Genomic DNA, 10,578 nt, shown 5'->3' on the forward strand with positions numbered 1-10,578 from the left:
CGAAAAATAGACAACACCTCTTTTTTCACTACATCATATAAATCAGTTACATCAGCATTCGGATTTTGAAACACCAAAATACAACCCACTAATTTCCATAATATATGCTATGATTATTTTTTGTTACACTATTGAAAAAGCGAAGATGAGGTCAGAATGAACAGAAAAGTATTTATATTACATGAAATATATGGAATCAATAATTTTATAAAAGTGCAAGCTGATACATATAGTGATGCTAGCACTACTGTTGAGTGCATTTCTTTATATTCAGGGAATAAAATGTTTCCATATGAGCAAGAACAAGAAGCCTATGAATATTTCATAAATGAAGTTGGCTTTGATGCTCCTCTTGAAAAACTAACTCAAAAACTGCTAGAAGCTAAAAAACAATATGATGAGGTCATGCTAATAGGATTTAGTGTAGGTGCAACATTAGCTTGGAGACTGTCTATACTTCCATTACAACGCATCATTTGCATCTATGGCTCACGTATTCGCCAGTATCTAAATGTCATACCTGCTTGTCCAACCCTAGTCATTTTACCTAGTCTTGAGAAAAGCTTTAGTGTACATGAATTAAAGGAAGCACTTGATGTATTACCAATAGTTCAAACCAAACAATTTACTGGTCTTCATGGTTTTATGGATTGTCATAATTCGAATTATTGTCATGAAAGCTATTTGCAAGCACATTTTGAAATCTTACAATTCTTGCAAACTGAAAAATATCAAGGAGGACATAGTAGTGGACCAAAATGAAAAATTGATGATAGATCCTTATATTGAAGGAGGAAATGTCATTTATCCGAGCTTTCAATTATCATTACAGCCGGGCAATATCACCGGTATTTATACAGATGTTTCCAAAATACATACTTTAATGCATTGGTTTGTGAAACAAAATAATACATTTACATATTTTCGTGAAAGTGCTTTATATGAGCGACTTACGGTTCGAGAATATATCAAGTTTTGCTTAAAGCTCTTCAAGGCTTCTTCCGAAAATATGGAAGATTTAGTGAAGTTGTTTGCATTAACGGAACAAAAAGCGATTAAAATCAGCAAGCTTTCAAATGGAGAAAAACAGCGTTTAAAATTGATTCATACATATCTCAATCAAGCACAAATACAAGTATTAGAAGAGCCATTTCAAAATATGGATGAATTCTCCAAACAAAAGGTTCTTGAGCTATTGAATGCACTTCAGCAGCAAGATAAAAAAATTATCCTACTTTCTAATAATATGGAGGATTTAATTATTTCAAGTACAGCCATTCATAGATTGGATACAATGGGCTTACATGCACTAGATGTAAAAGAGGATGAGACAGAAATCACTCCTCCTTTACTTGAAAATGCACCAATCAGACTTGATAAAATTCCAACGAAGAAAAATGATAAGATCATTTTATTTAATCCACCAGAAATTGATTACATCGAAAGCGTCGAAGGTGTTGTCTCTGTATATGTTGCGGGTGAAGCTTATCCATGTGCATTATCCCTCAATGAGCTTGAGCAAAAATTGACACCTTTCGGCTTTTTTAGAAGTCATCGCTCCTATATCGTTAACTTACAAAAGGTACGGGAAATCATTACATGGACCCGCAATAGCTACAGCTTAGCTTTAAATAGCAATGAAAAGAACGTAGTACCCTTGTCGAAAAATAAGCTCACCGATTTAAAGGAAATACTCGGAATTTAGTAGATTTCCCAGGAAATAAACGACTCCTGTCAGTTGAATTATTTCTCCATTGAAGGTCGTTTTTATGCCTTTCATCTGTAAGTTAATGTTGTGTTCTCCATTGTCCCTTATAGTGAAGACATCAACAACATATGGGAGGTTTTCAAATGAACGCAGTGATTGATGTTCAGCATTTGAAAAAAACATTTAATAAGGAAGCAGCATTACAGGATGTTTCATTTACAATTCAAAGAGGGGAAATATTTGGCTTTCTTGGGCCAAGCGGTTCTGGAAAAACTACTACTATTAAAATATTAACCGCACAAACTGAAAAAACTGCTGGCGATGTTTTATTGTTCGGCTGCCCAGCAAATGAAATGAAACAAAGTGAAAATCGTAAACGCTTTGGTATTTTAACAGATAATAGTGGACTATATACAAGACTTTCAATCGAGGAGAACTTATCGCTATACGGAAAATTATACCAATTACCTACTTCAGCCGTGAAAGAGGCATTAGATTTTGTTAACTTATACGGCGATCGTAAAAAGAAAATTAGTCAGCTTTCTAAAGGGATGATTCAACGTGTTACACTTGCACGTGCCATCATGCATAAACCAGAACTATTATTTTTAGATGAGCCAACCTCTGCACTTGATCCTGTGAATACACAGCATATTTATAATGGCTTGCGTAAATTAAATGACATGGGTACAACGATATTTTTAACAACACATGATATGGGTGAGGCAGAAATACTTTGTGATCGTGTAGCCTTCTTACATAAAGGGGAAATTCGAGCAATTGGTTCACCAAAAGAATTAAAAAAGGAATTCGGCGATGAATCTATTACAGTTGAATTAAAAAATGGTGCTTGTGAAACCATTCAAAATGGAGAACAGGATGCACAAAAACTGTTTCAATGGATGCAATTGAACGAAGTTTCTCGCATTTATACAAACGAGCCAACACTAGGTGATATTTTTATGCAAATAACAGGGAGTGATTTAGTATGAACATTTCAATGACACGTATTCAAGCTATTCTTATGAAGGATTATAAAGAATTTTCACGTAACTATGCAGTATCCATTATGGCATTAATGCCACTTATTTTAGCATTCTTGTACAATAAGTTGGGTACAGTCAATATAAACGCCTATTTTCTTACGATTAATATGACATTTTCTTTGGTGACTGCCTATGTACAATGCTGTTTAATCGCTGAGGAGAAAGAAAAGAATACGCTTCGTAATCTCTTGCTTTCCCCTGCTTCACTTGGAGATATTTTAATCGGTAAAAGCTTGTTTGTCTTTATCGTTACAATGATAGTTGTAGCAATGACTATTTTTCTTTCCGGCTACAGACCTGCTAATCTTTTCATCTTAGCTATTGCATTAATACTTTCAGCTGTGTTCTATATTGCACTAGGGACATTATGTGGATTATTTGCTAAATCGGTTATGGAAGGATCTATTATCGTTCTACCTGTTATTATTATTTTCTCATTAGGTCCTCTTGCTCTACAGTTATCTGCTGCCTACCCTATCTTAAAAATTGCCGAATGGTTACCAAGCTCTCAATTGATACTATTGGCTGAGGCTTTGGAAGGAAAATACACAACAATGGACGTTATTATTCCAATGGCTACAATCATTGCATGGTCGCTAGTAACTTGGATTGTCACAGGATTTATCTACAAAAAAAGAATGGTCGACTAATGACCATTCTTTTTCGCTTTATTTCTTTTCTAATCTTTTAGTAGCATCAACTAACAGCTTCCGCAAATGTTTTTTTACCTCAGGCCATTCTTGTAGAGTAATACTGTACATCACGGTATGCCGCGTTGTACCATCCTTACGTATCATATGATTACGTAAAACCCCTTCCTTTGTTGCTCCTATACGTTCAATCGCCTTTTGGGAACGTAAATTTTCATGATCGGTTTTAATTTGTACACGCTGTAAATTTAACACCTCAAAGCAGTATTGTAATAATAAATATTTACAATTTGTATTGATGGCCGTTCGCCAAAATGCAGGTGTCATCCATGTAGTACCTATTTCAAGGCGCTTATGCTTTTCATCAATATCCATAAAGCGAGTCGAACCGATGATTTGCCCAGATTTTTTATCCACAATAACGAACGGAAATTCTGTTTGTGCATGCTTTGTAGCTAGCGCTTTTTCCACAAAGTTATTCACATCCTCCATGTTTTCTATTGTTGAGGGCGTATGTGACCAAATCTCTGGATAACTTCCAGCCTTTAATATCCCTTGCTTATCTTCTTGTTCTAATGGTTTCAGTACTACCACTTCATTTTCCAATACGATAAAATCCATTACACTTCACTCCTTTTTACTATTTAACGGTAATTTTGATATGATGGATATAACCAATTTTTAAAAACTACACCATACCAGGAGATGCGCAATCTTGGAGCTTTCTATTACATTCACAAACCAATCTTTAAAATATGTGCAAATATATGAAGAAATAAAACAAGCAATTTTAAGCAAGAGGTTACAGCCACATGAGCAATTACCGTCCAAACGAACACTTGCTAAAACACTCGATGTTAGTGTTCATACGATTAAGGAAGCTTATGAGCAATTACTCGCAGAAGGCTATATTTATAGTAAAGAGCGATCGGGTTATTTCATAGCACCCTTTGAATTCGAATGGGAACAGCAGCTAAAAAAGCAGAAGCATACAACTTCCCATGCAATACCAGCTACTTATGATATAAAATTTGATTTTAATAACGGACATGTGGATAAGGAGGCTTTTCCATTTTCGATCTGGCATAAGCTATTAAAAAAGCATTTCAATATGAATAGTTTAACGACAAGTCCTTGGCAAGGGGAGGATGTATTACGGAAGGAAATCGCTCATTATGTTGAACGTTCAAGAGGCGTTATTTGTGAAACATCGCAGGTTTTTGTTTATAGTGGTACACAAAGTCAGCTACAGGCTCTATGTCATTTTTTTGGCACGAAGATACATGTGGGCTTAGAGGAACCAGGCTTTAAACGAGTACGTGCAACATTTCAACAATGTGGATTAACCACTCAGGCTATCCCTGTTGATGACTTAGGGATTACAATTCCGAAAAAATCTATCCACATGCTATACACAACACCCGCACACCAATTTCCGCTCGGTATGGTCATGGCTATTGAACGGCGTGCGGCTCTTCTGCAATGGGCTACATCTGGGGCTACCTATATTATAGAAGATGATTATGATTCGGAATTTCGCTTTAAGGGACTCCCTATCCCCTCTTTAGCAAAAATGGATCAGCTTCAACGTGTTATTTATTTTGGCACATTTTCTAAAACACTTATCCCATCGCTACGCATAAGTTACATGATTTTACCTAAATCGTTAGTCGAAGATTTTGTTCTTTTTAACCAAGACCAAAAGTCTGTAGTCTCGAAAATAGATCAGCTTGTGTTAGCCGATTTTATTGCTCAGGGCTTTTTCGATAAGCATTTAGTCAAAATGCGTACTATTTATCGTAAAAAGCAACAGACATTACTAACAGCTATTAACACCCATTTCTCTGAGGAATTCCAAGTCATTGGGGAGAAATCTGGGCTACATATTGTTGTGAAGTTACCAACATGGCTTTCTGAACAACAAGCCATTCAGCTTGCACAAGAGGTAGGAATCAATGTCTATCCATGTTCAACCTCATATCAACAAGATTCTAAGGATGCAATGGTTATTCTAGGTTATGGCGGGCTGTCTCTTGGGCAAATCGAAGAAGGTATTGAATTACTAGCAGCAGTATGGCAATCCGTTTGATTTTTGGTTTGCCAAAAAGTATATAGGGGAAGATCTATTAGCCGTATTTTAAAATAGACCAAAATGGATATAGTTAATAAAAGGTCAACCTCTAAAATTGCTTTGTCGATATTACTTGAAAATCTATCTACCATTAGAAAAGACCGCTCTTTTTTCGAGGCGGTCTCTCTTTGTCCGGCATACTTCAATGCTTAACAATGTGTAAGCTTTATTTCGTGAGCAAATTTTATCATTTTCGCAATTTCCGCATGCTTCTTATAGATATAACTTGCACTATAATTCAACTCCTCTGCAATATCTTCTAAGGTCATGCCATCTATATACTTTAATTTTAAAATTTTGTGATCCAGCCCATTAAACTTGTTAATAAGTCCCATAAAGCTCTTTTGTTCATCAAGCTTAATTTGCAGCTCCTTTGCTATTCGCTCAATACGTTCCTCTAACTTGGCTCCATCGGAATCTGCCATAAGTTTTACCCCGGCTAAATCACCATTAACCCAACGACGCAATTCCTTTTGTGATCTCTCTAGATTATATTCTAAATAAGCAATTTCATCTTCAATTTGCTGATAATCTCTTAACCATTCGTACATTTATATAGCACCCTCTCTTTTTTTCTTCTTAATATAGTTCCTCTTTACTCTATAAACAAAAATACCTTTAAACGGTATTGCTATTTATAAAAATTCCCCAAATTGAATATCACTAGTTTACTTTATATAATTTCTACACCACTTTTCATATAACCCCTATCTTTTTATTTTATAGACTAATAATTTTACTGGATATATTTACTATACTACCTTTAAAAGGTACAGTCAATTGAAATACCTTAAAAAGATACCTAAATCTTTACAAGAATACTGATTAACGGTATTATAGTGGTTAACGGAGGTGCTTAACATGGAACAAACAGATAACTTAAAGGTAGTTTTTTCAACAAACTTGAAGAAACAGTTAGATAAAAGGGGTTTAAATCAAACCGATATGGCTAGAGATTTAAATATTCCTGAAACAACAGTTTCTAATTGGATGAAAGCCAGCACTTACCCTAGACCAGATAAAATTAAATTAATGGCAGATTATTTTAATATAAAGCGTTCTGATCTAACAGAAGAACAACCAACTAATTTAATTGAAGTTCAGCCAAATTACGTGAAAATTCCTATATTAGGGGCAATTGCTTGTGGAGAGCCTATTCTAGCAGAGCAAAATGTTGAAGGATATATGTATGAATTCTCTGAGTTATTACCGCCAGGAAATCTTTTTGCTTTAGTAGCCAAGGGTGATTCTATGGAACCCACCATTCCAAACGGTTCCAAAGTTTTAATAAGAGAACAAAGTGAAGTTGAATATGGAGAGATAGCTGCTGTACTTGTCAACGGAGATACAGAGGCAACACTTAAACGTGTAAAAAAACAAGGTGATACCATTTTTCTTATGCCAGATAATCCCAAGCACGAACCTTATATTGTTGATGAAAATAATCCTGCAAAAATCATTGGTAAGGCTATTAGTTTTAAAGTTACACTATAAATCTGGGGGACATCTGTTAAGATTCAGACCCTTAAAAGAAAATCCCCCAAGTAGGTTTTATATTTTAATTAATATTTTCCCTTGATGTTGACGACTTTCCATTAACTCATGGGCTTTTTGCATATCTTCTAAAGCAAAAATAGCAGCAATCGGTACTTGAAAGCTTTCATCTTTTAATAACATAAAAATATCCTGCGCCACTTGTTGGAGCATTTCGGGCTTGGATGCTCTAGTTGTACCCAAGCTAAATCCTTTAACATTGCGACAGCTACTATGCAAATCAGCTGTTTTAATATTACCTACCTTGCCGCCACTATTGCCAAATTGCACAAGCGTGCCATATGGCGCTAAACAGTTAAAACTTTCTTCTGTTATACGTCCCGCGATGGAATCAAAAATGATATTTACACCTTGTCCATCTGTAAATTCATTGACTTGATTACTAAAATTATCATATGTCAGTATATGATGTGCACCTAGCGTATAAGCAATGTCTGCTTTCTCCATTTTACTAACCGTACCTATAATCTTTTTAGCACCTAGCTTTTTTGCCATTTGAATAAGCATTGTCCCTACTCCACCAGATGCAGCATGAATTAATACGCTTTCGTCTGTACTAATTGGTGCAATTTGATGCGTCAATAGATAGGATAAAAATGAAACTGTTGGCACAGCAGCTACTTTTTCCAGAGGTACATCATTTGGAATTTTAAAGACAAGCTGTTCTTTTACCACTACATATTCCGCATACGATCCATTTTTAGGAAATGCAATTACTCGGTCCCCCTTTTTAAAAACACTGTTCTCATCAAAAACCTCTTCAACAACACCAGCAACATCTAAACCTAGGATCATAGGAAAATTTGCTTTTGCTTTATTTCCTGTTCTGTTTTTAAGATCGGCAAAATTTACACTCGTATATGTCGTGCGTATTAATACTTCCCCTTCAGAAATAGTTGGTTTTGGACAATCAACGTACGTTAAAACTTCTGATGTGCCAAACTTATTGATGATAACAGCCTTCATAAATATCTCCCTCCTTGTTATAGTAAGATTATATAATGAAAGGAAATGAAAAGGAGGACTTTCCATGAAAATCAAGCTTAGAAAAGAACAACACAATAGCATTACATATAATTTTTTTGATAGCACAAGTGATAAAGTATGCTTTATGTTCTCTGGCACAGGCTATACCTATGAAAAACCCCTACTTTATTATTCTACTGAATTAATGCTTGAGCTTGGCTATGATGTCGTACAAGTATGTTATGCATTTGAGCAACAACAGTTTGAACAGAAGCCAGAGGCTATTTCAGAGATGGTTTATCAAGCCGGGAATCCTATCGTAGAATATATTTTACGTACAAAATCTTATCAGGAAGCTGTGTACATAGGAAAATCTCTTGGAACATTGCCTATTATCGATTTTTATATGCAACAGGTTCCTTCTGTTTCTTCCCGTTATGTGCTTTTAACACCGTTGTTATCACTTGAACATGTCATGCAAAACTTACTAGAGAAACATGCTTTTCTTGCAATCGGTACAGCTGATCCACATTACTACAAAGAAAGATTAGAGCAACTTTCTTCATATACGCTTGCTATTGTAAAAAATGCTGACCATTCACTTGAACTAGCAAATAATACATTAGAGTCAGTTACCATTTGTCAGTCATTGTTAGCCGAGCTTAAAGCATATCTTCAATAATAATTCTATCTACATTTTATCGGAGACCTTTACCAAAATTACGAATATATTTTACGCTATCAAAAATACAGTGAAGAACAGAGTAAATATGGCTGTTCTTCCCAAGAGAGCTCGGGTTGCTGAAACGAGTAAGAACGAATTATTGAAACAAGTCTCGGAGTAGCGCATTGGATATCTGCTGGAATGATGGTGCGACAGGAGCTCCCGTTACAGAGTAACAGTATAAGCATAAACATTATGCTGCACTGAAAAGGCTATTAGGGCGACATAATAGTGAACTAGGGTGGCACCACGTGAATATAAATTCCACAATCTCGTCCCTAAAGCAAATCGTCTTGGGGATGGAATTTTTTTATTTAGTTACTTGTCATAACTACTAGGAGGAATTTATATGGAAATTCAATAAATTGATAGCAACATGGCGTTATCCAGCTATATTATTGTCTAGTATTGGTGTTTCAAGCGTTGGAGGTTGGATCTATAATGGTATTCTACCGTTATATAGTATAGCTCTATTCGTCGCTTTGACTCTTCTTTCCTTCGCTTTGGCTCTTCTTTCCGTCACTCTGATTTCTTTCTGTCACTCTGGCTTTGCTATCTGTCGCTCTGGCTCTTCTTTCCTTCGCTCAGATTTCTTTCCGTCACTCTGGCTTTGCTATCCGTCGCTCTGACTCTTCTTTCCGTCGCTCTGATTTCTTTCCGTCACTCTGGCTCTTCTTTCCGTCGCTCTGGCTTTGCTATCCGTCACTCTGATTTCTTTCCGTCACTCTGGCTTTTCTTTCCTTCGCTTTGGCTCTTCTTTCCTTCGCTTTGGCTCTTCTTTCCGTCACTCTGATTTCTTTCTGTCACTCTGGCTTTGCTATCTGTCGCTCTGGCTCTTCTTTCCTTCGCTCTGATTTCTTTCCGTCACTCCGATTCTCCTATCCATTTTTATGGCTGAATGGTCGAGCATTCACTTCCCTTAGATGTATACCCTAATAAAACTAAAAAACATACTAACATTAGTAGTACAAACCAAGGCCATGGTTTGTGCTACTATTTTTTTATAGTAGAAGTGAAGAAAAGCCGACCAGCCTCTGGGACCATTTGTGAGTCCGTATATAAAACCGGCTAACTTCATGCCCTTATATGAATCAGTTTAGTATGTTGGGTCCAAAGAGATCGTGTATAAGAAAGTGGAATCGATAAGGTACTGTGAAGGCTTCTATGATTGGTCAAAAGGAGAAGAATGAGATGAAACATGTCATTGCGTTAGATGTCAGTAAAGGAAAAAGTACCGTTGCGATTTATAATGGTCACCGCCAATGTGAGTTTGAAGGTGTGCTACATCATACACGTGGTGATTTTGAGCGATTACGCGAACGAATGGAAGAGATGACAAAGCGAGATGGACAAGCGCCAGATATCGTATTTGAAGCAACAGGCATCTATTCAAAACCTGTCGAAGCATTTTTCAAAGATTACGGCTATGCATACTGCCGCATGAATCCACTTGAAGCTAATTTACAGATGGCAACGCTGCGTCGCAATAAAACCGATATCAGTGATGCCCATGAACTCGCGAAGACACATTTCAAAATGGAACGCGAAACAACGTACATACAAGACGATTATTATGAACAGATGCGTGCACTTACTCGTTATTACGATGAAATTGACGAAGAAATCATTTTACTCAAAAGTAGAATGCATGCCATTTTACAGCTAAGTTTTCCAGAATTAGAAAAGCTGATTACACCAAGTTCCGCACTATTTTTAAATATTGTACAACTATATCCGCACCCCGCACTTTTACAGGCCCATTCAAAAACGATTATTAAAAATCGTTTAAAGGTCAATAC

Annotated in this window: 11 protein-coding genes; 8 read left to right on the forward strand and 3 right to left on the reverse strand. The window is 36.1% G+C overall.

What is annotated here, in order from left to right; all coding sequences use genetic code 11:
• Nucleotides 1–156 precede the first annotated feature (156 nt).
• The 4 genes from ACIQXF_RS18080 (at nucleotide 157) to ACIQXF_RS18095 (ending at nucleotide 3,404) form a co-directional block, all read left to right on the forward strand.
• Nucleotides 157–762 carry a dienelactone hydrolase family protein gene (locus ACIQXF_RS18080; protein ID WP_402785552.1) on the forward strand — a complete coding sequence of 202 codons (606 nt, stop codon included), beginning with the start codon at nucleotides 157–159 and terminating at the stop codon, nucleotides 760–762.
• The gene (locus tag ACIQXF_RS18085; RefSeq protein ID WP_402785555.1) at nucleotides 749–1,705 is read left to right on the forward strand and encodes a LytTR family transcriptional regulator DNA-binding domain-containing protein; all 957 of its coding nucleotides are present in this window, start codon (nucleotides 749–751) and stop codon (nucleotides 1,703–1,705) included. Before ACIQXF_RS18080 ends, ACIQXF_RS18085 begins: the two co-directional genes overlap by 14 nt.
• A 146-nt stretch (nucleotides 1,706–1,851) precedes the next feature.
• Nucleotides 1,852–2,700, forward strand: a complete 849-nt coding sequence (locus tag ACIQXF_RS18090; protein WP_402785557.1) for an ABC transporter ATP-binding protein — start codon at nucleotides 1,852–1,854, stop codon at nucleotides 2,698–2,700.
• A complete protein-coding gene (locus ACIQXF_RS18095) occupies nucleotides 2,697–3,404 on the forward strand; it encodes an ABC transporter permease (protein ID WP_402785560.1) in 708 nt (235 codons plus the stop codon). The genes ACIQXF_RS18090 and ACIQXF_RS18095 overlap by 4 nt, the downstream gene beginning before the upstream one ends.
• Nucleotides 3,405–3,422: 18 nt before the next feature.
• Here ACIQXF_RS18095 and ACIQXF_RS18100 read toward each other — a convergent pair whose 3' ends face one another.
• Nucleotides 3,423–4,025, reverse strand: coding sequence for a GNAT family N-acetyltransferase (locus tag ACIQXF_RS18100; RefSeq protein ID WP_402785563.1), 603 nt, complete (start codon nucleotides 4,023–4,025; stop codon nucleotides 3,423–3,425).
• 94 nt (nucleotides 4,026–4,119) lie between these two features.
• On the opposite strand from ACIQXF_RS18100, the gene pdxR reads away from it, so the two are divergent.
• Nucleotides 4,120–5,493, forward strand: a complete 1,374-nt coding sequence (gene pdxR, locus ACIQXF_RS18105; RefSeq protein WP_402785566.1) for a MocR-like pyridoxine biosynthesis transcription factor PdxR — start codon at nucleotides 4,120–4,122, stop codon at nucleotides 5,491–5,493.
• Between the two features lie 191 nt (nucleotides 5,494–5,684).
• On the opposite strand, the gene ACIQXF_RS18110 is transcribed toward pdxR, so the two are convergent.
• Complete coding sequence (locus tag ACIQXF_RS18110; RefSeq protein ID WP_402785569.1) at nucleotides 5,685–6,086, reverse strand: DUF1492 domain-containing protein; 402 nt, start codon at nucleotides 6,084–6,086, stop codon at nucleotides 5,685–5,687.
• 310 nt (nucleotides 6,087–6,396) lie between these two features.
• Here ACIQXF_RS18110 and ACIQXF_RS18115 point away from each other — a divergent pair, with 310 nt between their 5' ends.
• Nucleotides 6,397–7,029 carry a LexA family protein gene (locus ACIQXF_RS18115; protein WP_402785572.1) on the forward strand — a complete coding sequence of 211 codons (633 nt, stop codon included), beginning with the start codon at nucleotides 6,397–6,399 and terminating at the stop codon, nucleotides 7,027–7,029.
• 57 nt (nucleotides 7,030–7,086) lie between these two features.
• On the opposite strand, the gene ACIQXF_RS18120 is transcribed toward ACIQXF_RS18115, so the two are convergent.
• Entirely contained in the window at nucleotides 7,087–8,055 is a 969-nt protein-coding gene (locus ACIQXF_RS18120; protein ID WP_402785575.1) for a quinone oxidoreductase family protein, read from the reverse strand.
• A 64-nt stretch (nucleotides 8,056–8,119) separates the two neighbouring features.
• Here ACIQXF_RS18120 and ACIQXF_RS18125 point away from each other — a divergent pair, with 64 nt between their 5' ends.
• Nucleotides 8,120–8,737: a hypothetical protein gene (locus tag ACIQXF_RS18125; protein WP_402785577.1), complete on the forward strand. Its 618-nt coding sequence runs from the start codon at nucleotides 8,120–8,122 to the stop codon at nucleotides 8,735–8,737.
• A gap of 1,233 nt (nucleotides 8,738–9,970) precedes the next feature.
• Nucleotides 9,971–10,578: IS110 family transposase (locus ACIQXF_RS18130; protein WP_402785580.1), on the forward strand; the 608-nt coding region annotated here is incomplete at its 3' end.

The sequence above is a fragment of the Lysinibacillus sp. NPDC097231 genome (genome assembly GCF_044761885.1).
In the GTDB taxonomy this organism is placed as follows: Bacteria; Bacillota; Bacilli; order Bacillales_A; family Planococcaceae; genus Lysinibacillus.

Coding starts and splice junctions, on each gene's coding strand:
- ACIQXF_RS18080 (WP_402785552.1), top strand. CDS start 157: ATGAACAGAAAAGTATTTATATTACATGAAATATATGGAATCAATAAT.
- ACIQXF_RS18090 (WP_402785557.1), top strand. CDS start 1,852: ATGAACGCAGTGATTGATGTTCAGCATTTGAAAAAAACATTTAATAAG.
- ACIQXF_RS18095 (WP_402785560.1), top strand. CDS start 2,697: ATGAACATTTCAATGACACGTATTCAAGCTATTCTTATGAAGGATTAT.
- ACIQXF_RS18100 (WP_402785563.1), bottom strand. CDS start 4,025: ATGGATTTTATCGTATTGGAAAATGAAGTGGTAGTACTGAAACCATTA.
- ACIQXF_RS18110 (WP_402785569.1), bottom strand. CDS start 6,086: ATGTACGAATGGTTAAGAGATTATCAGCAAATTGAAGATGAAATTGCT.
- ACIQXF_RS18115 (WP_402785572.1), top strand. CDS start 6,397: ATGGAACAAACAGATAACTTAAAGGTAGTTTTTTCAACAAACTTGAAG.
- ACIQXF_RS18120 (WP_402785575.1), bottom strand. CDS start 8,055: ATGAAGGCTGTTATCATCAATAAGTTTGGCACATCAGAAGTTTTAACG.
- ACIQXF_RS18125 (WP_402785577.1), top strand. CDS start 8,120: ATGAAAATCAAGCTTAGAAAAGAACAACACAATAGCATTACATATAAT.